The 25,127-nt window shown below is 47.3% G+C and carries 19 protein-coding genes; 8 read left to right on the top strand and 11 right to left on the bottom strand.

All coding sequences use genetic code 11. From position 1 onward, the window contains the following. Positions 1 to 159 precede the first annotated feature (159 nt). Positions 160 to 504 (top strand): DUF7009 family protein, encoded by a 345-nt coding sequence (locus BMW93_RS20880; RefSeq protein WP_143061688.1) that lies wholly within the window; start codon positions 160 to 162, stop codon positions 502 to 504. A gap of 311 nt (positions 505 to 815) precedes the next feature. Here BMW93_RS20880 and BMW93_RS35515 read toward each other — a convergent pair whose 3' ends face one another. The 3 genes from BMW93_RS35515 to BMW93_RS20860 all read right to left on the bottom strand — a co-directional run bounded on the left by BMW93_RS35515 (position 816) and on the right by BMW93_RS20860 (position 4,592). Continuing rightward, complete coding sequence (locus BMW93_RS35515; RefSeq protein ID WP_177194149.1) at positions 816 to 1,712, bottom strand: hypothetical protein; 897 nt, start codon at positions 1,710 to 1,712, stop codon at positions 816 to 818. Between the two features lie 1,118 nt (positions 1,713 to 2,830). Then, positions 2,831 to 3,577, bottom strand: a complete 747-nt coding sequence (locus BMW93_RS20865) for an SDR family NAD(P)-dependent oxidoreductase (protein WP_090380868.1) — start codon at positions 3,575 to 3,577, stop codon at positions 2,831 to 2,833. A gap of 31 nt (positions 3,578 to 3,608) precedes the next feature. After that, positions 3,609 to 4,592: a quinone oxidoreductase gene (locus tag BMW93_RS20860; protein ID WP_090380865.1), complete on the bottom strand. Its 984-nt coding sequence runs from the start codon at positions 4,590 to 4,592 to the stop codon at positions 3,609 to 3,611. A 114-nt stretch (positions 4,593 to 4,706) separates the two neighbouring features. On the opposite strand from BMW93_RS20860, the gene BMW93_RS20855 reads away from it, so the two are divergent. Beyond that, positions 4,707 to 5,312, top strand: coding sequence for a Crp/Fnr family transcriptional regulator (locus tag BMW93_RS20855; RefSeq protein WP_218147718.1), 606 nt, complete (start codon positions 4,707 to 4,709; stop codon positions 5,310 to 5,312). Between the two features lie 13 nt (positions 5,313 to 5,325). On the opposite strand, the gene BMW93_RS20850 is transcribed toward BMW93_RS20855, so the two are convergent. From BMW93_RS20850 to BMW93_RS20825, 6 genes are all read right to left on the bottom strand, one after another. Continuing rightward, positions 5,326 to 5,697, bottom strand: a complete 372-nt coding sequence (locus BMW93_RS20850) for a nuclear transport factor 2 family protein (protein WP_090380862.1) — start codon at positions 5,695 to 5,697, stop codon at positions 5,326 to 5,328. Positions 5,698 to 6,045: 348 nt separating this feature from the next. Further along, complete coding sequence (locus BMW93_RS20845) at positions 6,046 to 6,339, bottom strand: class I SAM-dependent methyltransferase (RefSeq protein WP_090380859.1); 294 nt, start codon at positions 6,337 to 6,339, stop codon at positions 6,046 to 6,048. Positions 6,340 to 6,909: 570 nt separating this feature from the next. Continuing rightward, a complete protein-coding gene (locus tag BMW93_RS20840; protein ID WP_090380856.1) occupies positions 6,910 to 7,845 on the bottom strand; it encodes a polysaccharide deacetylase family protein in 936 nt (311 codons plus the stop codon). Between the two features lie 56 nt (positions 7,846 to 7,901). Then, positions 7,902 to 10,232, bottom strand: coding sequence for an ABC transporter permease (locus BMW93_RS20835; protein ID WP_177194148.1), 2,331 nt, complete (start codon positions 10,230 to 10,232; stop codon positions 7,902 to 7,904). Between the two features lie 919 nt (positions 10,233 to 11,151). Next, positions 11,152 to 13,533, bottom strand: a complete 2,382-nt coding sequence (locus tag BMW93_RS20830; RefSeq protein ID WP_218147717.1) for a phosphoketolase — start codon at positions 13,531 to 13,533, stop codon at positions 11,152 to 11,154. A gap of 26 nt (positions 13,534 to 13,559) precedes the next feature. After that, positions 13,560 to 14,744 (bottom strand): acetate/propionate family kinase, encoded by a 1,185-nt coding sequence (locus BMW93_RS20825; RefSeq protein WP_090380847.1) that lies wholly within the window; start codon positions 14,742 to 14,744, stop codon positions 13,560 to 13,562. Between the two features lie 168 nt (positions 14,745 to 14,912). On the opposite strand from BMW93_RS20825, the gene BMW93_RS35885 reads away from it, so the two are divergent. The 3 genes from BMW93_RS35885 to BMW93_RS20815 all read left to right on the top strand — a co-directional run bounded on the left by BMW93_RS35885 (position 14,913) and on the right by BMW93_RS20815 (position 20,985). Next, positions 14,913 to 16,352, top strand: a complete 1,440-nt coding sequence (locus BMW93_RS35885; protein WP_229240638.1) for an HAD-IC family P-type ATPase — start codon at positions 14,913 to 14,915, stop codon at positions 16,350 to 16,352. 18 nt (positions 16,353 to 16,370) lie between these two features. Beyond that, complete coding sequence (locus BMW93_RS35880) at positions 16,371 to 17,579, top strand: HAD-IC family P-type ATPase (protein WP_229240637.1); 1,209 nt, start codon at positions 16,371 to 16,373, stop codon at positions 17,577 to 17,579. A 205-nt stretch (positions 17,580 to 17,784) separates the two neighbouring features. Beyond that, complete coding sequence (locus BMW93_RS20815; RefSeq protein WP_090380844.1) at positions 17,785 to 20,985, top strand: CheR family methyltransferase; 3,201 nt, start codon at positions 17,785 to 17,787, stop codon at positions 20,983 to 20,985. A 146-nt stretch (positions 20,986 to 21,131) separates the two neighbouring features. Here the strand turns inward: BMW93_RS20815 and BMW93_RS36305 are convergent, their stop codons facing one another. Beyond that, positions 21,132 to 21,506 carry an ADP-ribosylglycohydrolase family protein gene (locus BMW93_RS36305; protein WP_409013110.1) on the bottom strand — a complete coding sequence of 125 codons (375 nt, stop codon included), beginning with the start codon at positions 21,504 to 21,506 and terminating at the stop codon, positions 21,132 to 21,134. Positions 21,507 to 21,825: 319 nt separating this feature from the next. On the opposite strand from BMW93_RS36305, the gene BMW93_RS20805 reads away from it, so the two are divergent. The 3 genes from BMW93_RS20805 to BMW93_RS20795 all read left to right on the top strand — a co-directional run bounded on the left by BMW93_RS20805 (position 21,826) and on the right by BMW93_RS20795 (position 24,123). After that, on the top strand, positions 21,826 to 22,767 hold the full coding sequence (locus BMW93_RS20805; protein WP_090381471.1) for a bifunctional helix-turn-helix transcriptional regulator/GNAT family N-acetyltransferase: 942 nt from the start codon (positions 21,826 to 21,828) through the stop codon (positions 22,765 to 22,767). A gap of 82 nt (positions 22,768 to 22,849) precedes the next feature. Then, a complete protein-coding gene (locus BMW93_RS20800) occupies positions 22,850 to 23,458 on the top strand; it encodes a hypothetical protein (protein WP_090380838.1) in 609 nt (202 codons plus the stop codon). A gap of 200 nt (positions 23,459 to 23,658) precedes the next feature. Continuing rightward, positions 23,659 to 24,123, top strand: a complete 465-nt coding sequence (locus tag BMW93_RS20795; RefSeq protein ID WP_229240630.1) for a S8 family serine peptidase — start codon at positions 23,659 to 23,661, stop codon at positions 24,121 to 24,123. An 821-nt stretch (positions 24,124 to 24,944) separates the two neighbouring features. Here BMW93_RS20795 and BMW93_RS20790 read toward each other — a convergent pair. Next, the coding region (locus BMW93_RS20790; protein WP_177194147.1) for a T9SS type A sorting domain-containing protein at positions 24,945 to 25,127 on the bottom strand (183 nt) is incomplete at its 5' end.

Genomic DNA, 25,127 nt, shown 5'->3' with positions numbered 1-25,127 from the left:
TTTCCATAACATACGTCTGCTAATACAGATGATCAGTACAAATCAAAGCAGACTCAATCAATTGTTAGGAGATCATAAAAGTTACACTTTTGAGAGGAGTAAACTGATCACGTTTATTCTCCGACGAGTTAGTCAACACGTAGATTCAAACAGATGCAGATGAAAATACGGATCAAAGAACAATTCATACGCTTTCGCCTCACGAAGACAGATGTTACAAAATTAGCCGAAGACGGCATGGTGACGGAGCACGCTCAGTTTGTAACTCGTATGCTAATTTATTCGATTGTCAGGACCAATGGACATCGATTATCAATCGATTTTGACGGAAAAGCGATCATCTTAGGTATGCCCGGCGAAATGATTGACGAATTGTCGACGACTGAAATTGTGGGTTTTTCGGAAAACAATACTCAAGTGAAGATCTTGGTTGAGAAGGATTTCATATGTATGGAAAACCCTTTGGAAGGCCAAAGTGATAATTATGATTATCCAAACAGCTAAATCAAATGAAAGAGGAGAACCCGTCTGCGGAAAATCCACAGAAGTTATTGAATCTGACTAGCAAGCCGTCAAAGCGTTGGGCGGCAGGTGTGCCGGCCGTAGTGGCTGCGCTGACTGATCTGGTAGAGGAAGGTATTCCTCTAAGGGGCCTTCGGGCGTTGTCAAAAATGAACCAAAAGGGAGGTTTTGACTGTCCGAGTTGCGCATGGCCCGACCCTGATGACGAGCGTTCAGCAATAGGTGAGTATTGCGAGAATGGTGCAAAAGCGCTAGCGGAGGAAGCGACATCCAAAAAATTGACCGCCCGTTTCTTAGCAGGAAGACATTTTCCTGGTGACGCCGCCTGCTTTCAAAATCCGCAGTTCCTCGAGGTAATACTTTTCTGCCAGGTCGTCCCTGCCGTGCTCCGAGTGTATAAAACCTTCGTTTTGCACGCAGTCAGCTTCTTCCGCCGCATCTCCCAACTCTTTGAAAAGTGTTCTAGCTTTGCGTAAGCTGTATATTTCGATTGCATAAGTACTATCGGTATCAGGTATATAGCGGCCCAACTCCTGCCACCAGTGTGCTTCCCCCGGTTTGTCCTTAATCTGCTGATGATAGCGAATGACTTCATAAAAGCAATTCTTTCCGAGAGTCATCTGACCCATGCGAAAGTGCCATTTGGCCTGAACGATTGTACTTTCCGTAATCCAATGTCTCGACCCGACTTGCGCACTGAGCCTTTTGGCGGCTGTTATGTAAGGTAGTGCCTTGCGCAGCTCGTCGGGCCAGGAATCCATTTTGCCGAGAAAGTCTTCACTGAGAACCAGCAGGAGCCTTACTTTGAGCTCCCCGGTGGCTTCATCGAGGGTGCGCTCTGCGGCGCGGAAGTCCGGCTTTTTAAGCAGCGACTTGCAGACCAGAAAGATCGCTTCGCAATAACCAGCCGTATAGTCGCGCTTTTGGCTAAGTGCGGCGGCTTGTCGTGCGAACATAATGGAGCTATCCGGAGCTCCCGTCGATTGCCGGCGGTTATAGATACTGCTTATTTCCAGAAGCAGATCGACTTTGGCGGTATCTTCTTTGGCCATTCGAAGCCTCGCAAGCCGACCGGGGAGTGAAAACTGTGGATGTTTTTTAACTGCAAGGTTACTTTTGGTAGGTTGGCAATATGCTGCCTGCATTATCGTCAACAATAGCCCCGCCACGTAAATGATCCTGGTTATCATCTTGCTTAGTAGTCAAACCTGTCGATTAGATGAATGACTCAACTTCATGCTACCTGCCAACTGCTGAGTTAAATGGACGCGAATGTTTGCAGTGTAAGGACTTCTACGGCTTCGCTTGTACGGTAAAATCGATATTTGAGAATTACGAATTTAGCTAAAAATTTTATAAAAATATCAACATTGAAAGTGTCGCTTAACATGTAAATTCGTCTCGTTGTTAGCAGCATAGCTTGGTTATTGCCTTGTTGACGGATGTGCAATAAACGACATTTTCGGCGCATTGCAACCCGTTTTTTATGTACTGATCGCGGCTGTTAATGTGTTTTTCGGAACTCGACGGTTTAAAGGATACGTAAATCGGAATTTGCTACTGGATAACCCCATTTCATGACGCTCGCTGTGATCAAGCATGTCACAAAAAGAAAAAGAAATCCGGATGGACTTCTTTTTTCCATAATAATGTGAAACTCAATCCGGCTCCGCATTATCCTTAGTAACTGTAAATATTCTATTATTCTTAGTGCAATTTCGGTCTTGCCTACTTCCCGGAAAATAGACAGGTCATCGGTTTTGCTGTAAATTTGCGCCTGGGCAGTCGCTTGCATTTTGTGAGATACAGTCAGGAAGCTGTACAATTTTTGCGTTGCCAGAAAGAACAATACGAATACCAAGGATTAGTATATAGGTGACAGCCCAGAGTAAACTAGTATCTAGACAAAGCAGGGGTTACCGAAAAGGTTACCGTACGCTTTGACCAAGATTGGCTTACATTGGTATAGTTATCTTTTGAGTTCGCGAAAAAACGATTTATTTGAATGAAGAAAGCGTCCTTTGAGGCGCTCTTGGTTGTCCTGCTGGGAACAATTTGAATCTTGAAAAACGCGTTTCTTTCGGAACATTATTCCTGGCCAATCCCGACTTACCGGCATGATTTGAATTGGGGGCAGGGCTGAACAAGCCGGATCGGGGTACCATTTTCTGCGACGGGACGCAGGGGTATACTGATTATCCTTTTCTTGCAGATATTGAAGCGCTCCGCCGCAACTATTATGTCGTTCTTACGCCATCTCATTCGCCCCGATGGCGTTTGCAAGTACAGCTCAATGACCAGCGGTTTTCTAGGCACTTTGCCCGCCATCCACATTCAACGTAACACCGGTAATGTAGCGAGCATCATCGCTGCTGAGAAACGCAACTGCCGCACCAATATCCTGCGGTTTGCCATAATGACCGAGCGCTACGGCTTTCAGCATTTCAGTGCTGAAAGCGCCATCCGCCGGGTTCATGTCGGTGTCGATGAGTCCGGGCTGGATGATGTTGACAGTAATTTTTCGACCTCCTAAATCCCTGGCCCAGCTTCTGGTATAGGCTGCCAAAGCCGCTTTCGTCGCGCCGTACTCGCCGATGCCCGGATAAGGTGAGCGACTGCCGCCCGTCGAGCCAATGTTGATGATCCGGCCTCCATCTTTCATAAATGGTAATACCGTCCGGACCGTGTGAGCGACGCCAAGGACATTAACGTCCCATTGGCGGGCAAATGCATCCAGGTCCGTATCTGTCGAATCCACCGCGCCGGTAACAAAAAGGCCTGCACTGTTGACGAGTATGTCAATACGTCCGAATGCATCCGCGGCGGCTGAAACCACCGCATTAATATCGCTTTGAACGCCCGTGTCGGCCCTGATGGCCAGCGCCTGGATGCCGAGCGCTTGAATTTCCTGCGCCAGCTCTTCGGCTTTCCCGGCTGAATTGACGTAGGTAAACACCACATTTGCGCCTTCCGCAGCCAGGCTTCTGACGATGCCCGCACCGATGCCCCGGCTTCCCCCTGTAACCAGAGCAGTTTTATTTTTTAATCTAGACATTGAAATCATAAAATGTGTTGAAACTAAATGTTTAGGGACGGAAAATGACTGAGCCCGTAGTTCGGCTAGCTTCCAGGTCCAGATGGGCCTGGCTTACCTCGGATAATGGATATATCATTGGTGTGACCTTTCCTAACATGCCGCTTTGAAAGCCGTTAAATAGCTCAGCTGTTGCAAAGTTCACGGTTGTAGGGTCGGGTAAATACTGCCCTAGTGACGGCTGTAAGAATTTAATTTGCCTTGCATTCAGAAGGGTATTATCTATTTCGGGGGCACCGGAGGCAGCCCCGTAAAGCACAATGGTACCGCCCGATTTGGTAAGGGCGGCGGACTTGCCGAAAGTTGCCTTGCCAACCCCGTCAAACACCGCATCGACGTCCCGGCCATTTGTGAAAGCATGAATCTTTTCAGCCAAATCTTCTTTATCCAGGGCCACCACCAGATCCAGTCCGTACGGCTCGACGATTGCTTTTTTGGCTTCGCTGCCCACCGTGCCGATGACCGTTGCGCCCAACGATTTCGCCCATCTGCTTATAAGCGATCCGACGCCTCCTGCAGCAGCATGTACGAGTACAATATCACCAGCTTGGACGGGGTATGCCTGTTTAACCAGCATTCGGGCTGTGAGCCCTTTTGCAAGCAAAGAAGCCGCCTGATCGAAGGTGATATCATCCGGCAACTTCACCAACTGTCGTGGATCGATCAGGCGCTGCTGGGCATATGCCCCAATGGAAAAGTAGTATCCGACCCGGTCGCCGACTGCCCAGCCGGTCACTTCGCTGCCCACCGATTCGATTACGCCTGCGGCTTCCACGCCGATGGTCGCCGGCAGCTGTCGCAACGGGAAGCTGCCATTTCTGAACAATACGTCCACGAAATTCAATGCGATCGCCTCATGCCGGATCAGGACTTCGTGCGGTTTGGGCAGGCCGATCTGCTCAGTGGTATATTCCAATACTGATGGCGGCCCCTGGCGCGTCAACCGGACAATGCTGTTTGTTTGTGTTGTGTTCATGATCTGTCTGTTGTTTGACATCACAAAATTGGCACGGCGTCTCCGGCTACGCATTGACAAACGCAGTAGATTCATCTTGACATTTGTCAATGCAACCCGAGAGATTTACTTTTAATGGAAAGAACTGACAGCATGACCCACGAACCGCTTTTTTTATACATCGAATCCAAATCTTCGCACACGCTCACAGCTGATGAGAAGGTGCAAATAACAGCAGCATTTAAACCCAGGCATCTCCGGAAACGTCAGTACTTGTTACAGGAAGGCGATGTTTGTAAATACATGGCATTCATCGTGAAAGGTGCCGGGCGGATGTATACGATGAAAGAGAATAGCCAGGAGACGATTATCAGGCTCGCTGTCGAATCGTGGTGGCTTGGCGATTACGAGAGCTACAATCTTCACACGCCATCCATTTACTACATCGAAATGACCGAAGATTCCGATGTGCTGCTGGTCACGCATGAAGACATGAAGAACCTCGGCGCGGCCATCCCGGCAATCGATGAAATGGTGCGGGAAATTGACCGGAAAGGGACCATCGCTACACAAAAGCGCATTCACGCTGCAATCAGTATGGATGCGGAAGAAAGGTATGAGGTGCTAGCCAGGACGTATCCAGAATTCGTCAGGCGATTTCCCCAAAGCATGATTGCGTCATACCTTGGCATTTCCCCCGAAACGCTCAGCCGAGTACGAAAGAAAACAATCTACAAATAACTGCTTCTTTGTTTCAGGGCTTGGGAGCATCCAGGAAAAGATGCAGGGATTGAATTTTCCTGTTCTCAATAATGGCCACGTCCATTCCCGACGCGGCGGGCATTTGTCCCGTAACGCCCAGGTTCCACGCTACGTGCTGCACCTGATGGTTTGCGCTCGCGGGCCGGGTGATTTCAAACTGGAATTCTATTGGCCATTGCGCCTGTAAATTGGAGATGACATCGTTGATTTGCTCGTAACCGACAATCGCCGGACCCTGATTAGATTCGTAAAAGTGAATATCCTCAGCGTAAACGTTTTGCATGGCCTGCAACCTACGTTCCGCGTTTCTATCATTCCAGATAACTAAGAGGCTGTCTTCTAAAAGCTGTGCAGCATTTTCCATGTTGCTTATGTTTTGTACGATGCAAAACTAGCGGTATCTGTGGCAGTTGCCTTTGACCTAAATCATGGAATTGCGTTGATAAATGTCAATCGACAGATTTGGTATCATCTTATTGACTGGACCGGGGACGTAACTAGCGCACCATAGAGCATCGCGGAACCATACAACGACCTGCGTTCCCCAAGTTTTGATATCGTATAAGTCCCGACACGGTCGAACAGGCTTTTTAGACCTTTGAAGTCAATGGGATATGGCACCCAGGGATTGGGTGCTGTTGTGTCATACTCGACAATCAAAAACCTTCTACTTGTACTAAAATGGATTTCCAGACGCCGGATTAAGGATTCTTTATCCCTGATGAAATGAAAGGGAGTTCGCCATCAGGATCCCGTCTAACCCCGCCATCTCCAACGCCTCTGTTCCAAAATCGGCCTCGATGAATTTGATCGAAACCTGTTTGCCCATTTGTGGCGGAAGCTGTTGGGTGTTTTTGTCCACGCCGGTAATCTTGCTGTACGCTGGCAGCATGGTCGCCAAGGCTTTGGTGAAAGTTCCCGTCCCACAGCCCAAATCTAACCAGTACTGCGCATGCTCGCCATTGGCTCCGCCATCGATTAGTTCTATGGCCTCTTGATTTGTCATGGTTTCAAGATAATTAAATGCTATGGTTGAGAATCAAGCCGCGCTCAGGCTATGCTGCCTGGGCAACAAATATAAAAGATAATGACCCGGGGGAGCATGATCAACCGCGCTATTAAGATAAATGCAGGGGCGCCCACCGGATTATCAGTGGGTTTTCCGGGCCTTGAAAAGTCAGGCGTAACACCATTTGAATATGCCCAAAGGTCCATTTCCTGCGAGCGGTCCGCCGCCGCGGACAAATTCACTGCCATTATCACATTGAATCCGTTCGGGGAAACAGCCTTCCACCAGGCGAATCTTTGTTAGTTCAGCCACAACATCAGCTCCTTTTAGAGATTTACCAGGCTGTAAACCAGGGCAAATCTTGCCGCCGGGCCGCCCCGTACAATTATCGACTACAGTTAATACCCGGAACCGTTCGCCATTGTAAAGCGCGTCTTGGACCGCAGCGGCGGACCGCAAAATCCATGTTCCAGACCTTGTTGATTTCAAAGATAGCGCGTTGGTCTTGATAGGTCCAGCCAAGCAAACTATGCAGGGTGTTTTTATAAGTCATTTCCCAAGACCCATTCACAAGCCTAGTTTATCCATTATCGGCTTTTCATAAATAACATCTTCTGCCGGGTATCGCAGCACACCTTCAAATTTACCGGATTGCTTTGCAAGTGCCCAGACAAGGCTTTCTCCCGCTGGAACGTTAGAAGGTTTTTCTTGGTAGATTTTATCTTGATAAGCCACGTCAGCATCAACGACTTCCCATCCATTTTCTTTAAAATGCTGGATCAAATCGCGCAGGAAGAGAGCAGCTGCCAGGTTATGATGTAGCAGTATGATGTGGCTTATTTTTCTGCCAGTTAGTATGGTCGAAAGTGAATCATAGTATAACGCGCGGCTCATCAGGTGATCCTTGTAGTAAGCTCGGTACCCCGAAACATCAGCTTTGGGATTCTCCCTTAACCGTTTTACCAGCCGACTGTCAATGTACCAATCAGATGCATCGATAGAAACATGCCCATTTTTATATCCACTTTTCTTCATAAACTCCCTGAACCCACTTACTTTTTCAGTTGTATTACCTTCTTTCAGATAGGGAAACCGAAAGTAGGGATAGAAATTGGAATATTGCTTGATGATCGAATCATTGGCTACAAACTCCCGCTTGAAATCATCAAGACTAATATTCTTGCTGTTGAAATTGGGATGGGTCAATGTATGATTTCCAATCAGATGTCCCGCCTTGTTCCAGCTCGACAATACATATTTCCCCTTTTCATCGGTTTTATTAGCACCTGATGAAAAAAGGATTGCTTTCAAGCCATGCTTTTGTAAATGGCTGATCAACAACTCGTTCCACTCTTCCAATTTGTACCCGGGGAAATCGTTTGTTTGCCCGTCGTCAAAAGTAAAAGCTATTTTGGGTTTGTTATCGGAGACGACCTGAGCGTCTACCCCAAATCCAGCAATGGAACACAATCCCAGTGTTACCAGCAAAAATTTAATTTTCATAACAGTGAGATTTTAACGCTAAATACATCCGGCAACGACGTTTAAGGATTTTGGAATTAATCATCCCTTAAATTCTCGATAGGATTAGTTGCCGCTGCCCTTACGGATTGAAACCCGAGGGTCAGGCCGGTTATTATAAACAGCACTAAGGCCGTAATACCATACAGCCAAAATGATATTTCAATTTTGTAGGCAAAGTCATTGATCCATTTATTGGCAATGATCGATGCTACGGGCAATGCCAGGACGTAAGAAGCAATCAAAGGATTTCTAAATTCTTTACTGAGCAGCAATACGATGCCCAGTTCGGAGGCGCCTAAAACTTTGCGCACGCCTATCTCCTTGGTTCGGTTTAAAATAGAGTAAGCAACAATGCTGAATAATCCGAATCCAGAAATAATTACGATCAAAATGCAAAACACGAGAAAAATCTTGCTGCTTGTCGTATCGGATTTATGCAAAAGGTTGTACCGGTCCTTTAATGTATCGTATTGGAAAGGTATCGCCGGATTGTTTTGTTTCCAGATCATCGATATCTGTCTCAACACTTCTTGCCGCGTTCGTTCAGGTGAGAGCCGAAGCGCCATTTCGAATCGGTGATAGCCGACCTTCATAACCACCGGTTTCACCACCTCGTGAAGAGATCCAAAGTTAAAATCCTTAACAACACCGATCACTTTATAAGTTGCGTAAACCGAATCCCGTTCGTTTTGTATGGATAGTTCGAGCGCCAGTGGATCTTTTTCTCTGGCGTTCTTCGTGAAATGCCTGGCAGCCGTTTCGTTGATAATAATGGACTGAATATCATTTTCATGGACATGGGAGAAGTTTCTTCCGGAAGTGAGCTGTATTCCCATTGTTTGGATAAAGCCCTCGTCGACAGTCAGCCAGTTGGCGGGCGCGGCTAACCGGTCATGCTGATCTCTGGCAGGAAAAGTTACCTTGGGGCTGCCCCATCGGTTCTGCGCAGGAGTATAGCCGGTAATGGAAGCATTAACAATACCCGGTATTGTCAGCAAGTGGTTTTTAAATGCAACAATCTTATCGATTGATCCAAGCATATACGGATTGGACAGGGTTACGATGTTTTCCTTATCAAATCCCAGACTTTTGTTGTTGAGAAAACTGACCTGATAGTAAGAAACGGTGCTCAACGTAATCATAATGGTGGAAATCGAAAATTGAAGCACGACTAACCCTTTTCTCCAACCAAAAATGGAACGCTTTTCCCTCATTTTACCTTTCAATGCATCCATGGTTTTGAACGAGGACAGATATAGTGAAGGGTAAAAACTGGCTATTAGAGGTATAACAACAAAAAAGCCAAGTAGCAGGGACATAATATTCGCGTCGAGTAAATTTTCCGGAGCGAAGCGCTTGGAAGTCATTGCGCTGAAATCCCTCAGAAAAAACGAGACTACCAACACTGCAATAAGTATTGCAAGCGAGGTACTTATTGCAGTCTCCAAAAGAAATTGATGCCGTAACTGCCTGTTAACCGCCCCGATCGCTTTCCTTACGCCGATTTCTGTTAACCGGCCAAAAGATCCTGCCGTATACAGATTGACAAAATTTGCCAGCGTCATGATCAACAACAATAGAGAGACGAAAACAAGCGAATAGATGTTTTTAATATTACCGACGTACCCATTTTCATCTCCAAAATTTGAAAACAAGTGGATTTTTGTGATCGGTTGCAGATTGAGCTCTGTATGGCTATTCCCCGACAATTCCTTATATGCTTTAAGTTTACTTTTGAGGAGCTCAACATTTGCATTTGTTGCCAGCAACGCATAGGTATAAACCTTGCTTTTATCTCCCAGCCAATCCTGCTGCCCAGTTGGCACTGAGGCTAATAGCTCCGATTCAAAGTGGGAATGGCTCGGAAAACTTTCAAATACGCCAGTGATGTTTAACGGAATGCGGCCGTCCAGGGACAAGGTTTGCCCAATCACAGATTTTTCTTTCCAGTTATTGCCAAACAGTCTTTTTGCGATCTTGTTACTGATTATGATCGAAGACGGATTGATCAGGCATGTCGCCTGGCTACCCGCTAAAAGATCAATCGCAAATACCTTGGTAAACGACGAGTCGGTGTATATGATCCCCTCCTTAAATGCAGTTGCATTGTGATACAGAAAAACATCATCCTTTGATAGCAGCCGGGTAGTATGCTCAACTTCCGGGAATTTTTGCAGCATTGTTGTTGCGACATTCCCGTCTGTTTGTGCAGAAAGATATTCTGAACCTTTTTGCTGGTATTTTGAAGTGATCCGAAATAAGCTGTCTTTTCTTTTATGGTACTGATCATACTTCAACTCATCTGAGACGTAAAGCGCAATCATAAGCACTCCTGCAATCCCGAACGTAAGGCAGGTTACGTTCATTATGGTAGAAAATCTACGGTTGAGTAAAGACCTTAGCGCTATTCTAAAATAATGTCTGATCATAATGTTCAATAAAACGGGTTAACCATGTTCAATTTGCGGATCAAATTATGGACTGCAGCCGGAGAAAATATCTTACCGTCTTTTCAGGTCCTTCCGTCACAATTCAGTAAGTGCGGTCCGCGAATGGATGAAAAAAAAGTCTTTTAGAACGCGGGTAAAACAACTATACCAAAACAGCAAATGTGCTTTATATCAGCTCGTTAATGTCTTTTTTCTGTATAAATTTGTTCATAATTGAACATTGTTGTCCAGTTTCAAAATCCTTAATTGGCCTCTCTACCGGAAATTGGCCTGAAAAGCGAATACTCAGCCGCCGGTCAAGAGTGCACATAATCCGGGTATCTTGCTCGTACGCGCGCGACGTTTTTCAGTTTGGGAGGACTGAACAAAATCAAACTCTTGCGATCTTCCAAAGTCGCACTCATGATGGGTTGTTAGCAGTAAGAAGTGATAGCCATTCTACTTAGACATTATGCTTTTAGAATGCGGCTTGGATACGCTCCAAAGGAAGTCGTCAAATTAAACCGTTGATGGTGCAATTTCCGCAATTCGTTTGTACAGAAACATCTACGAATTGCTGAACTAGAAGCTTTTCCCAACGTGTGTAAACCAAGCAGGTTACCGAAAAGGTTACCAGATGCTCTGGTTCGTGTCAGGCTATATTGTATGTCTTGAATAATCGCGCAAACTCGTTGCCCTCACAAACAATATTTATTTACTAAGATAGAAAAAAATGCACCGTACATACTTCAAACTTTCGTATTGCAGCCCGTATACAGACCAAAATCGTAGACCCACTATCGTGCCTGCCGTTTGAGCATTCTTCGCAACCGTACTTTTAAACAAGGTCGGTAGACTACGCCACATCCCACTTCCAATCCAAAATCTCAGGCATATCCTCCCCGTGCATTTCAATGTACGCCTTATGGTCGATCAGCTTATCTCGAAGATATTGTTTGATGTAGGCGCCTTTTGCGCCGAGGTCGGGCAGGCGGTCGATCACGTCGCTCACCAGATGGAACCGGTCCAGGTCGTTGAGTACCACCATATCGAACGGTGTCGTGGTGGTTCCTTCGCCTTTGTAGCCGCGGACGTGCAGGTTTTTGTGGTTTGTCCGGCGGTAGGTGAGGCGGTGGATCAGTAGCGGATAGCCGTGAAAGGCGAAAATAATGGGTTTGTCTTTGGTGAAAAGGATATCGAAGTCCTTGTCGTTCAGGCCGTGCGGATGCTCGCTTTCGGGTTGGAGCGTCATCAGGTCCACCACATTAATCACCCTCACTTTCAATTCCGGTAAATGTTCCCTCAGGATTTGGACGGCGGCGATCGTTTCGAGCGTGGGCACATCTCCGGCGCAGGCCATCACCACATCGGGTTCGAAACCTTCATCGTTACTGGCCCATTTCCAGATCCCCAGACCGGCCGTGCAGTGTTTGACGGCCGCATCCATGTCCAGCCATTGCATTTCGGGCTGTTTTCCGGCGACGATCACATTGATATAGTCGCGGCTTCTGAGACAGTGATCGGTTACCGAAAGCAGCGTATTGGCATCCGGCGGCAGGTAAATGCGGACGATTTCCGCTGTTTTATTGGCCACAACATCCAGAAAACCAGGGTCCTGGTGGCTGTTTCCATTATGGTCCTGCCTCCATACGTGCGAGGTGAGGAGGTAATTCAGCGAGGCAATGGGTTTGCGCCAGGGGAGGTTTCGGGTAACTTTCAGCCATTTCGCATGCTGGTTAAACATCGAATCCACAATGTGAATGAATGCCTCATAGCAGGAACAGAGCCCGTGCCTGCCGGTGAGCAGGTAACCTTCCAGCCAGCCCTGACAGAGATGTTCGCTCAAAACCTCCATCACACGGCCATCGGGCGAAATATGGTTGTCGCCCGGAATGATTTCTGCCGTGGAAGTCCGGTCGGTAATGTCGAAGAGGTGTGAAAGTCGGTTGGAGGCGGTTTCATCCGGCCCGAATATCCTGAAATTCCGTTCGTGCCAGTTGGCTTTCATCACGTCCCTGAGAAATTCGCCCATCACGGACGTGGCTTCGGCCTTACTGTTTCCGGGCGTGGGTACCGGCACGGCATGGGCGCGAAAATCGGGCATCTGTAAATCGACGAGCAGCGAGCCGCCATTGGCACTCGGATTGGCGCCCATTCGCCTGTTCCCTGCCGGGGCGAGTTCGGCGAGTTCGCGTATCAGCTTTCCATTTTCATCAAAAAGCAATTCGGGACGATAACTTTTCATCCACGTTTCCAGCATTTGGACATGCTCGGGTTTGGATGCTAATTCGGCCAACGGTACCTGATGCGCGCGCCAGGTGCCTTCAATTTGCATGCCGTCCACGGTTTTAGGGCCCGTCCATCCCTTGGGCGTGCGGAAAATGATCATTGGCCAGGCAGGTCGTTCTTTGAATCCATAAACCCGCGCATCACTTTGAATCTGCCTGATTTCTTCCACGACAATGTCCAAAGTCGAAGCCAGCAATTCGTGCAGGGTTTCCGGTTCGTCGCCTTCCACGAAGTAAGGATTATAGCCGTATCCGCGGAAAAGTTGCTCTAATTCCGCTTTCGGAATCCGTGCCAGCACAGTAGGGTTGGCGATTTTATAACCATTCAAATGCAGGATCGGAAGTACTGCGCCGTCATGGGCCGGGTTCAGGAATTTGTTGGAATGCCAGCTCGTCGCCAGCGCCCCGGTTTCTGCTTCGCCATCGCCTACCACACAGGCCGCGATCAGGTGCGGATTGTCAAAAACAGCCCCGAATGCGTGTACAAGGGAGTATCCGAGCTCGCCGCCTTCATGAATGGAACCAGGCGTTTCCGGCGCCACGTGACTGGGAATGCCGCCCGGAAAGGAGAACTGTTTGAAAAGTTTCTGCATTCCGCTCTCGTCTTCTGAAATGTCCGGGTAAACCTCGCTGTAAGTGCCTTCGAGATAGGTATTCGCCACCAGTCCGGGTCCGCCGTGGCCTGGGCCAGCTACATAGATGATGTTCAGGTCGTATTGCTTGATAATGCGGTTCAGGTGGACGTAGATAAAATTCAGTCCGGGCGTCGTGCCCCAGTGGCCGAGCAGTCGTGGCTTGACGTGTTCCAATGTCAACCGCTCTTTGAGCAACGGATTGCCGTACAGGTATATCTGTCCGACCGACAAATAGTTGGCCGCATGCCAGTAAGCATTCATTTTCCGTAATAATTCCGGTGACAGCGTTTTCCCCTGCATATCAATATCTTTCATTTTCATCATCCTGATTGTTTAATGACTTAATTTAAAACCTGGCTGACGAGCCTTGCGATCATTAATTCTTCATTCGTAGCAATCACCCGGACAATCACTTTGCCAGCGATGTCCGAGATAATTGCCTTATTGTTTTGATTTTGTTCTTCATCCACGGTAACGCCCAGAAAGCCAAGGTCCTCGCAAATCCCGCTGCGGATCTGCGGGATATTTTCACCAATACCTCCCGAGAAAACAAGGGTATCGACACCTCCCAGCACAGCAGCGAAGGAGCCGATGTGTTTTTTTACCTGATAGCAAAAAAGCGCGATTGCTTCTTCCGCGCAGTGATCGGTTGTTTGTAGCTGCATTAATTCCTGCATGTCCGCACTCGTTTCAGATACGCCGATCAGTCCCGATTCATGGTTGACCAGGTGGTTAAACTCTTTTGGGCTAAGTTTTTCAAACTGCATCATATACCAGGCAACCCCCGGATCAATGTCTCCGCTGCGGGTTCCCATCATTACGCCCGAGGCCGGGGTAAAGCCCATGCTGGTATCGAGGCACCGTCTTTCCTTTACAGCAGCCATACTTGCTCCGTTTCCCAAATGTGCTAGTATCACCTTCCCGTTAGCGGCCTTTTTGCCTGCCAGGCTTTCCAGTTCTTGCATCAGATATGCATAGGAAATGCCGTGAAAGCCGTACCTATGCAGACCCTTCCCACTGAACCGACGGGGGATAGGCAACCGTTTTGCGACGGCGGGCATGTTTGCATGGAATGCAGTGTCAAAACAGGCGATTTGTTTTAATGCAGGATGGCATTGGCCGAAAAGCTCGATCAGTTTAATCTCTTCCGGTAAATGCTCGGGATCATAAGGGCTGATCGTTTTGAGATAGGCTAGCAATTCAGGCGTTATTTCCTGGGGTTCTGTCTGTTCCATTCCATGAACGATCCGGTGGCCGATAGCAGAAACCTGCGGGAATTCCTGCTGATTTTCCAGCCATGCTACCAGAAATTGAGCGGCATGTTCGTAAGTGTTCTCCCGGATGTCCGGTTTTTGGGGTTTGTCAGAAGTATTTGTAGTTAACACAGGCCCAGTCGTCTTGTTGCCGATGTTATGAAGCTTTCCCTTGAGCAATATTGTAAAAGCCGCGTCAGCCACCCGATAAAAGGCAAACCGGATGCTCGATGAGCCTCCATTGATGATAAGCAACGATTTCTCCGTGTTCATATTGATCAAGCCCTTTCATCGGATGGTGTTTAACGCAAGATACCACTATCGAGCCTGTAAAAAGGGTGATCAGGATCATCTTTTGAAATGAGTATCCATATCATCTTTTTATCTGATAGCACACATTTTGCAAAGTGTCATTTAATACATGTTTTAGGATGAAAATCTATGTCGAAATCCCTTCAGGAAATAAGCGCGCAGCAATTGGCGGAAGAGCTCCAAACCGACATTACAAAAGGGCTTTCTACTGCGGAGGCGGCAGCAAGGAACGAGCGTTTGGGCCTCAATGAGCTGAACCAGGAAAAGCCTGAGAGCCTTTGGTCGATATTGCTGAGGCAGGTCAATAGCCTTATCGTGTGGATATTGGCGGCCGCGGCCATCGTGTCATTTTGGTTAGGGGACACTGTTGAAGGCTTCGCGGTACTTGCCGTCATCATCATTAATGCAGCAACAGGCTTCATATTGGAATACAACGCGCGCGAGTCCATGGAGGCGCTCCGCAAGCTCGATACCACGCCGGCGAGGGTGTTGAGGGATGGGCAAATCGACGAAATTCCTTCCGAGCGCGTCACCGAGGGCGATATTCTGGTCCTGGAAGCCGGTGACTTGATCCCGGCGGATGCTAATATCGCCCAGACCAACCAGCTGGAAGTCGATGAATCGGCATTGACAGGTGAATCGGTACCATCTGCCAAGCGTATGGAGCCTTCGCCCGCGGACGCGCCTTTGGGTGATCAACATAACCGGTTATTCAAGGGAACCGCGATCACCAGCGGGAATGCGAAAGCTATTGTTACCGGCATTGGACAGGCCACCGAACTGGGCAAAATCGCAACGATGGTCCAGCAGGCGAAACGCACCGCGACGCCGCTGGAAGCGAAGCTCGATTCGCTTGCCAAAGTGCTGATCTGGATCACGATCGGATTAGCGATGTCGTTTTTAGCGGTGGGATTGATTCGTGGCGAAGAAACCAAGCAGTTGATAGAAACAGCCGTTGCGCTTGCCATTGCTGCTATACCGGAAGGAATGTCGGTGGTAGCCACAGTCGCGCTGGCCTACGGAATGCTCCGGTTAGCAGAGAAAAAAGTGATCGTCAAAAGGCTTTCGGCAGTTGAAACGCTGGGAGGGACCAATGTTATTTTCACGGATAAAACGGGCACGCTCACTCAAAACAAGATCGAAGTGCGGCAGCTTCATTTTCCCGCCGGCGATTTATCAGTGATCCTGCACCCGGAAAAAACCGGGGCTGAGGCGATGGAGCTAATAGGTGAGGACACAGGGCTTTCCAGTTCCAAAGAATTTGCATTGCTGGCCAGGGTAGGGGCGCTGGCCAAAAATGCCCAGCTGACTTCCGGGCGTTCGGACAGGAAGCAGATAGGCGATCCGGTGGAAATTGCGCTGCTGCGATTTGCCCGGGCCGCAGGAGTCGATTTGGAAGATTTAGGTTCTAACTACATCAGAAAAGCCGAGGAAGCATTCAGCTCGGATACGCGCATCATGGCCACGCTGCACGAGTCGGCGTCGAGTTATTATGTAGCTATCAAAGGTGCGGTTGAAGAAGTATCTGAACTTTGCCATTGGAAGAATGACGGTGCAAGAAAAAGCTAGCTCGAAATTTCCGAGCGCATGGCTGCCGACGGCTTGCGCACGCTGGCCTTTGCCTACCGCGAATCAGCGCAAATGCCTTCCGCGGATTTTACCAGGGAAGAAAAGCTCACTTACCTTGGCCTTATCGGTTTCCTGGACCCGCCGCGCAAAGAAGTAACGCCAACCCTGTTGGCTTGCCATGATGCCGGTATTAAGGTGATTATGGTAACGGGCGACCACCCTGCGACTTCTTTGAACATTGCCAGGCAAGTCAATCTGGTTCATCCGGATGAGCGGCTGGTTTTGACAGGAAAAGACCTTCAATCATTTGATTTTTCTTCCAAAACCGATCAGGAAAAGATGCTTAAATGCCAGGTATTCGCGCGGGTAAACCCTGCCCAAAAACTGGATATGATCGATTTCTACCAAAAGCGGGGCGACATCGTCGGCATGACCGGCGACGGCGTGAATGATGCACCGGCGCTGAAAAAATCCGACATAAGCATTGCCATGGGCCTGCGGGGCACGGCCGTTGCCGCAGAAGCTGCGGATATGATTTTAAAGGATGATTCTTTTGCTTCTATTGTGAAGGCCATTGGCCAGGGACGAGTCATTTTTGAGAATATCCGAAAGTTTATCGTCTTCCTGCTCTCTTGTAATATGAGCGAGATTTTCGTCGTCACTTTTGCGGGTTTTTTGAATGTAGGCAATCCGTTGCTGCCCTTGCAAATCCTTTTTATCAACATCGTCACAGATGTATTCCCGGCCCTTGCATTGGGTGTGGGTAAAGAGAATGATAAACTCATGCAGTTCCCGCCCAGAGATCCTAAAAAGCCGGTGCTCGAATGGAAAGACTGGCGCAGGATTGTTTATTATGCGCTGGTCATGACGCTCTTTGTTTTAGGTGTATTTTGGTTTGGAACAAGTCGGCTGGAATTGAGCCACCAGGAAGGCAATACGGTTACTTTCTACGCTTTATCGCTGGCGCAATTGCTGCATGTTTTCAATTTGTATTCAGGAAAAGGAAAGTTTTTTGGCAATGAAATCACCCGAAACAAATTCATTTGGCAGGCGCAGGCTTTGTGTATTTTGATCCTGGTAGCAACGTATTACATCCCTTTTATTAAAAAAATGCTCTCATTGCAGGATCTGGATATGCTGTCTTTTGGATTAATATTGAGGGCCGGGTTGTTTCCGCTTCTGATTATCCAGTCAGTAAGGTTTTTCTCCTCGGGAAAATTACATTAGCAGTAAATGAAGCTGATTATCAAATATCTTCATGTAGGGACGCTTCGCCGCCATTTATATAAAGTGGTAGTTACTCGCCTATTTGTCTTAAATTTAGGCAGACCCTTCTGACTGATCAAAGCCAGCCACTGGCAAGCCCGTAAGGATTGTTGGGTAAAAATTTAGGACAACTTCGTCTTAACGTACCTCATTATATTTGGCCATCATGGATCCAATCGAACCACATCATATAGTCGCCATTGGCGCATCGGCTGGCGGCCTTGATGAGCTGGTGGCCTTTTTTGAAAACACTCCACTGGACGGTGTTGCCTACATAGTGGTTCAGCATTTGTCTGCCGATCATGAAAGCCGGCTGGCAGAAATCCTTTCGTGCAGCAGCAAGCTGGAAATGGTCGAGGCAAAAGATGCAGTGAGGATCGCAGCTAATTTTGTCTATATTATCCCCAGTGACAAGTTCATGACCATTGAAAACGGCCGCTTGTATTTAAGTAAGAAAGACAACATCCGGGGCCCGCACCTGACCATCAATACCTTTTTCAATTCCCTTGCTTTGGACCGTGGCCCCAAAGCGATCGGTGTAATTCTCTCAGGCATGGGCGCTGATGGGAGTGAGGGTGTAAAAGCCATTAAAAAAGCTGGCGGGATGATCATTGCGCGTAACCCCAAAACCACCGAATTCAGCAGTATGCCCCACAATGCAGTGGCTACAGGTATGGTGGATTTCATTGTTGAACCTGAGGCGATGCCCCGCGTAATTGAAGATTACGTCATGCGGGAGATCGAATTGCTGGCGGGGGCAATCACTGACGGGGACAATGTAGCTGGCTTTATAGCTTTGATCAACCAACAGCTACCCTTGGATTTTTCGGACTACAAGCAGGCGACCATCCTGAGACGGATCAAGAGAAGGGCGGCATATAATAATTTTGAGAACCTGAAAAATTACCTCGAATTTGCCAAACGGAGCCCCAAAGAAATTGACACACTTGCTAAGGATTTTCTGATCAGTGTCACTGCTTTTTTTCGCGACCGGCAAGCCTTTGATTACCTTGAAACCCGGGTGTTCCCCGCCATGATCAAAACGCTTGAGCCAGGCCAGGAGATCAGGATATGGGTCGCAGGTTGCGCTAGCGGTGAAGAAGCTTATTCCATGGCTATCATACTCAGCGAGCTGCTCGGCAGCAAAGCAGAAGAACATAAAGTAAAGATTTTCGCTACCGATATCGATGCTGCTGCCCTGGCACATGCCGGAAAGGGTATTTACACAAAAGCTGTGGTGGCAACTATTCCCAAGGTGCGCCTGGAGAAGTATTTCGTGCCGGAAGGGGACGGCTACAAGGTAACAGCCGAATTACGTAGAATGGTCATTTTTTCAAGGCACGACCTGGTCAAAAACCCACCATATTGCAACATGAATCTGATCAGCTGTCGCAACCTGTTAATCTACATGACCCCGGTGTTGCAACAAAAGATTTATCAAATGCTCCTGTTTGGTCTCAAACCACAGGGTTTTCTTTTTTTAGGGTCCAGCGAGAACCCGCTGCCGATAATTAGGGGCCTGGAAGTGGTCAGCAAGAAATTTAAGATCTATAAAAAGTTGGATGCAAATCCTTTTGTCAACTTTGAGTCATTTACCGTTCCTGAATATATTTACTTAAAGCCTGCCAGTTTGCGACCTGCTCAAATAGAAACTGTGAAAACTCCCGACAGGACGCTGGATGGCGCCATCAATGAGACCATTTACAGTGAAGACCAGCGGCTGGTTGTTTGTATAGATGAAAACAATCGGGTACTTAAATCGTATGGCCCGACAGGCCGGTTCCTAATTCAACAACACTTTACTAACGATCTGACCGAGCTTTTGCCGGGCCCGTTAAGCGTTGCGTTCAAGACGGCTTGTAATAAGGTAAAAGAGACCCAACATAGAGCAGTGGTGACAGGCATCCTTATTGAGCAGGGCCAGCATCAAGTCAATGTAAGCCTTTCGGTGAGTCCGATGATTCTTAAAGGCCGCCCCAATGGGTTTCTGGTTGTCCAGTTTAGTGAGCAAGACCAGTCCGGCCCATTAGCTCAAGGGGCCATGGTATTTGACGAAAGACTCTACCTGGATGATTATACCAGCAGTTTGGAGCAGGAGAATAAAGAGCTGAAAGAGGAGCTGGCTACGGCCAACGAAAAGCTGTTTTCATTGAATGAAAATATGCAATCCTTTAACGAGGAGCTGTTGTCGGCCAATGAGGAGATGCAAAGTACTAACGAGGAAATGCAGTCGATCAACGAAGAACTGCACACGATTAATGCGGATTACCAGCAGAAAAATAAGGAGCTGTTAGAGCTCAATGATGATCTGAACAACTATTTCAAAAGTAATATCAATGGCCAGCTCTTTGTAAGCTCTGACCTGAGGCTGATGCGGTTTTCGCCTGGGACGGTCCGGCACATTAACCTGCTGGAAAGTGACATTGGAAGGTCAATCACCAATATCTCAACCAATTTCAGGTTTGAAACCCTTTCTGAGGACATCAATAAGGTGCTTAAAGATGGTTTGCCGATCACACGTGAAGTCCAGGCCAATGATGGCAAATGGTACCAGGTTATGACAATGCCCTATGTCCGCAAGCTAGGTAATAAGAGGACCGGGGCTATTATTACCTTCAATGACATTACCGAGTTGAAAAACACTCAGCAAGAGCTTGACAAAAAGAATGAAATCCTTACGCGCATTAATGCCGACCTGGACAATTTTGTGCATATGGCCTCCCATGACCTGTTGGAGCCACTTCATAGCATAGAAGCCAGCATCGAGCTAATGGATGATATGCCGACGGGTAACCCCGACTTTAAGCCTTTTATGGGGATAGTCAGTGATTCGGTGAAAAATTTCAGACAGCTTGTCAAGCAGATTTCAGCTGTGGCAAGGATCGAAGACGAAGCCCTTTCGGCAGAAACAGTTGATCTGAATGAAATTGTGGATAATGTCTTATGGAGCTTGGCTGACAAGATCAAACAGACCGGTGCCGGCATCAAAATAGATTTAAAGGGAGGCCACATCCATTTTTCCAAGAAGAACCTGCGGAGCATACTTTTCAACCTGGTCTCCAACGCGATTAAATACCGTTCGGCCCAGCCACCTGCCATTACAATTCAAACCTGGGCCGGCAGCGAATTCACTATTTTGGCTGTTAAGGACAATGGCAGAGGCATTAGCCAAAGTGATATAAAGAAGATTTTTGGCAAATACCAAAGACTTCTGCTTGACAATGATGGACAGGGGATCGGGCTTTACCTGGCTAAGAAGATTATTGAGGCCGCTGGCGGAAGTATCCAGGTTGAAAGTACGGTTGGCGTTGGGAGCGAATTCCTAATCTATTTTCCCAAGCATCTTGCAGATAATGTCGACAATTAATCCCTATAAAAACAGGATGGAATTTTTACTACTTCGGCTACGGTAAAACTCCCTGAAAAAACAACTGCCGATTTTTTAACAGCTATTACGGCTACAGAATATATCATCGTCTGTTGTCACCAGGGAGAAGAACCTATTTGAATGCATTATTTCCACTGAAAAATTGGCCAACGGGAGTATAAACGTCGAAAGTAGCACCATTTGTTAAACGCGCAGGTGTTCCTAAATGGTGCAGGTGCCGCTGAGCTAGCTGAAGTCGTCGGTGATCGACAAAACTTGCTTGATGTATCGAAATCGCTCCGTAATTGGGAGATTGCGGATATTAATAACAACGGTAGTATCCTCATTAATGAGCCGTTCTCATTTTCTTGTTCATCAAAACCACCCGCCAAATCTGCTCTGACTGCTCTCGATGGTCGACAGATCGCTTTCCTGGCCGCAATGCCAACATCGAATACTTCACCAGCCGCTGTCCAATGGTTGAAAATACGATTTTTGAAAGCTCTTTGCGATGTCGTCAAGACTGAAATCGCTGGTTAATGCCTCTGATATGCAAAATGCCGACGAGCTATCGTCCGACCAGGTTCAGGGCGGAAGGTTGTATGTTACATAGCCCGTCATAATCACAGTCCGGTGCCGGACATTCCCTGGGACGTGAATAATTGTCGAGGCGAAAGCTCTATAGTTTCACTTTCGAGTTCAATCAATAAAGCGCGTCAAGCATAAAAAAATTCCTACTATCCAAGACAGTCTCCCTCAGTTCGTGCGAATTCGTTGGAGCGGTGGCCCTTTATTTTTATATAGTTGACAAAAGCAACTATATTTATGTACTTTTACTTTATGAAAAAGAACATACACCAAATCCGCCGGTTTAATCGATTTTATACTTCTTACCTGGGATTACTGAACAACCATTTTTTGGAGAGTCCATATTCATTATCAGAAGTAAGGGTACTTTATGAGATAGGGGAGAGGGACTCTGTAACCGCCCAGCAGCTGAGCGATCTGCTGAACCTGGATAAGGGATATCTAAGCCGCATGATAAAAGACATGATGAAGAATGGCCTGCTCGCAAAGGTTCCATCGGCGGCCGACGGCCGTGCGTTCGATCTGAAACTTACGGAAACGGGGGAATCACTGCTGGCCTCATTGAAGGAAAAACAGGACGGACAAATTACCAGTTTTGTTGCCCGGTTAAACCCCGATGAACAGCAATTGCTCGTCAACTCCATGAGCACCATCGAAAACCTGCTATCGGCCAATTACACAAATCAGTTGCTATCTGAGCAGGTCGTCTATGAGGAGGGGTTAAAACCCGGCGATATCGGTTACCTGATTTATTTACATGGTATCCTTTATGCCCAGGAAGAAGGTTACTCGGATAATTTCGAAGCCTACGTAGTAAAGACATTTTATGATTTCCTGGGATGTTATAAACCCGAAAAAGATAAAGTCTGGCTGGCGCGTTACAATGGGGAAATTGTAGGCTGCATTGCTGTTCAAAGCCGCCCGAACAATGAAGCTCAAATAAGATGGTTCTTGGTCCGCCCTATTCTCCGGGGTACCGGTATTGGCAAAAAGTTATTGGAAACTGCCCTATCGTACTGTCAGCAAAGCTCCCTTGATCGCGTCTATCTGATGACCACCGATGTGCAGAAGAAGGCCATTGTCATGTATAAAAAAGTAGGCTTCGAGCTTACTGCATCCCAAGAATTGAAACAGTGGGGACAGGTGTTGCATGAAGAACGTTATGAGCTCGTGCTAAACCACAAAATCGCTTAAACAGGCGTCGGAATGTTTTGCGGTCTGCTACATCACGATGATTCAGCGAAGTTGCCTTTATAAACATTAAATTTGCTGCCATATGCTTCAAAATCGCGTAGACCCTTACGGACAACTGATTTTTACCGCTGCGCGAGGACATTGGACGGGCAACCGTGGTGTAATTCACAATGACCGCAAAGAAATAATACGAGCATTTAGGGTAAGGCCGTGGATCACCTGTCTGCTTCAATTTAAGGGGCGTCACCGCGTCGTTATGACTCCAAACCGCTGGACAGAACTGTTCTTTTTGGATGAAGCTACGGGATTTTCCGCTGGGCACCGACCATGCGCCGAGTGTCGAAGAGACGATTTCAACCGGTTTAAACGATGTTGGACGGAAGGAAATCCGGAGCACGGTTTTGACCTCAAAACACCTATTGCCCAAATAGACCAGGTCTTGCATCAAGAGAGGATAAACGGTAAAACCAAAGTAACGTTTCAGGCAGCGATCGATAAGTTGCCGGACGGTGTGTTCATCAGTCACGGCAGCCAACCCTATCTGAAAATGGCCGACAAGCTCCATTTATGGACGCCCTTCGGTTACGAAACTACAAGTCTTTTTTTGGATAGCTATGTAGAAGTATTGACCCCACCTTCTTTGGTAAGTACCATTGCAGCCGGTTACGATCCGCAAATAGCGCTACCGTAACAAATCGGTCTGTGACTGACGATATTATTGTAGGCGCGACTAGCTAGCCAACCAAAGAACCCCCTAGTAACAGCTGTACTATGTTATTCCGCCAAATTCCTCGGGAGAAGAGGAGGTGCCACGGCCAATGCCATCAAAGCGGTCGACTACCTCACTAATTTGAAAAGCCGTGGTCTCAACGTTGTTGCCAACAACAATTCTTGGGTGGAGGTGGATATTCAAAAACACTTTATGATGCCATCAGCCGTGCCAACAATGCGGGTATTATGTTTATTGCAGCGGCAGGAAATGCGGGAACCAATACTGATTTGACGGCGAGCTATCCTGCAAATTACAATTTGCCGAATGTAATATCCGTGGCTGCGATTGACAAAAACGGGGCTCTGGCAAGCTTCTCTCAATATGGTGCGACCACTGTCGATATTGGAGCGCCGGGTGTTGCGATTAATTCCACAACTGCATTCAACACCTATTTGTCTTATGGAACTTCCATGGCAACTCCTCATGTGAGCGGCGCTGTCGCGCTTTATGCTTCTAAGCCCCCGGGAGCCTCTGTGGCACAGATCAGGAATGCCATTTTATCAAGCGCTGTCCCAACGGCTTCCCTGGCCGGAAAGACTGTAACAGGAGGGCGACTTGATGTAAATGCAGCTTTATCAAAATAGGAGTTCTGAATCCCTTTATAGTTAGGCACCCCATTGACCAAGTCAGTCAGCCTTTCTCTCTGGCTGACTTTTAGTTCGCCCGTCGCCTTCATGGAAGGAGTAATGGCCCATCCGTTAACAAGAGTCCGCAGTGAATGCTCATAAGATTGGGAAGATAAAACTCGCTCTGGGCATCGGGCTAAAAGCCTACCTTGCCTGGAATCTGAACAGTGTTTATTGTACTTTTACAATATTCACTTTTCGAAATATGCCGAAAAGGAACTTGCTGCTATTTTATCTATATTCGGTCTAATTGTTATTTAAAAATTGGCGATTGTAGGCAAACTTAAATACAAAGTATTTATAATCGGATATATAGATATACGTCGTGACCGGCAATCACACTATTTCTATTTTAGCTCATCTGTAAACTAGATGTCATCCGATATACTTTTACATAAACGTATATGGTTAGTAGTAGCTATCGAAATAGAAATAGTAGAACTGCTTGATATAAAAATGGCTGTTTGTGATAGCCGCTGTTTAAGAGGCCGCGGGTAGTGGGTTTTCTGGGAGGATCGAAATATGGGTGCGAGGAGTGCGGTCTTGTAGGTACTTACGGATCGGAGCGTAAGGCGTCCATTGCAAATGTGTATTAATTCGACAATTCGAACGTGACAGAATCTTGTCAAATGACAGCTGTTATTTTGTCGAAGCTGGCGGGGTAGGCGGGAATATAAGCGCCGATAGCAGGTTGAGAGTAGGTATTCGTTTAAAATAAAAACTCTGGCAGCAGTCACTTACTTGACCGCTGCCAGAATTTTTAACATCAGATGGACAGTTTAGGGGATCATGAAAGTCTTTTCATAGACCTGTCCATTCTCCGAAACTGTTTTGAGCATGTACTTGCCAGACGAAAGTCCTTTCACATCCAGCACACGGCTCATTTGTTTAAATGCCTTCACCTGGTTGCCGGAAAGGTTATAGATTTTAACCTCAAGCACTCCGCCTTCCGGCAAATCCAG

The organism is Dyadobacter sp. SG02 (assembly GCF_900109045.1).
Lineage (GTDB): Bacteria > Bacteroidota > Bacteroidia > Cytophagales > Spirosomataceae > Dyadobacter.
The sequence above is the reverse complement of the archived record's forward strand: the minus strand, read 5'-3'. Positions and strand labels throughout refer to the sequence as shown.

What these genes read in the sequence shown, in the direction of transcription:
- BMW93_RS20880 (WP_143061688.1), top strand. Translation starts at nt 160, where the DNA reads ATGAAAATACGGATCAAAGAACAATTCATACGCTTTCGCCTCACGAAG.
- BMW93_RS35515 (WP_177194149.1), bottom strand. Translation starts at nt 1,712, where the DNA reads ATGATAACCAGGATCATTTACGTGGCGGGGCTATTGTTGACGATAATG.
- BMW93_RS20865 (WP_090380868.1), bottom strand. Translation starts at nt 3,577, where the DNA reads ATGTCTAGATTAAAAAATAAAACTGCTCTGGTTACAGGGGGAAGCCGG.
- BMW93_RS20860 (WP_090380865.1), bottom strand. Translation starts at nt 4,592, where the DNA reads ATGAACACAACACAAACAAACAGCATTGTCCGGTTGACGCGCCAGGGG.
- BMW93_RS20855 (WP_218147718.1), top strand. Translation starts at nt 4,707, where the DNA reads ATGGAAAGAACTGACAGCATGACCCACGAACCGCTTTTTTTATACATC.
- BMW93_RS20850 (WP_090380862.1), bottom strand. Translation starts at nt 5,697, where the DNA reads ATGGAAAATGCTGCACAGCTTTTAGAAGACAGCCTCTTAGTTATCTGG.
- BMW93_RS20845 (WP_090380859.1), bottom strand. Translation starts at nt 6,339, where the DNA reads ATGACAAATCAAGAGGCCATAGAACTAATCGATGGCGGAGCCAATGGC.
- BMW93_RS20840 (WP_090380856.1), bottom strand. Translation starts at nt 7,845, where the DNA reads ATGAAAATTAAATTTTTGCTGGTAACACTGGGATTGTGTTCCATTGCT.
- BMW93_RS20835 (WP_177194148.1), bottom strand. Translation starts at nt 10,232, where the DNA reads ATGAACGTAACCTGCCTTACGTTCGGGATTGCAGGAGTGCTTATGATT.
- BMW93_RS20830 (WP_218147717.1), bottom strand. Translation starts at nt 13,533, where the DNA reads ATGAAAGATATTGATATGCAGGGGAAAACGCTGTCACCGGAATTATTA.
- BMW93_RS20825 (WP_090380847.1), bottom strand. Translation starts at nt 14,744, where the DNA reads ATGAACACGGAGAAATCGTTGCTTATCATCAATGGAGGCTCATCGAGC.
- BMW93_RS35885 (WP_229240638.1), top strand. Translation starts at nt 14,913, where the DNA reads ATGTCGAAATCCCTTCAGGAAATAAGCGCGCAGCAATTGGCGGAAGAG.
- BMW93_RS35880 (WP_229240637.1), top strand. Translation starts at nt 16,371, where the DNA reads ATGGCTGCCGACGGCTTGCGCACGCTGGCCTTTGCCTACCGCGAATCA.
- BMW93_RS20815 (WP_090380844.1), top strand. Translation starts at nt 17,785, where the DNA reads ATGGATCCAATCGAACCACATCATATAGTCGCCATTGGCGCATCGGCT.
- BMW93_RS20805 (WP_090381471.1), top strand. Translation starts at nt 21,826, where the DNA reads ATGAAAAAGAACATACACCAAATCCGCCGGTTTAATCGATTTTATACT.
- BMW93_RS20800 (WP_090380838.1), top strand. Translation starts at nt 22,850, where the DNA reads ATGCTTCAAAATCGCGTAGACCCTTACGGACAACTGATTTTTACCGCT.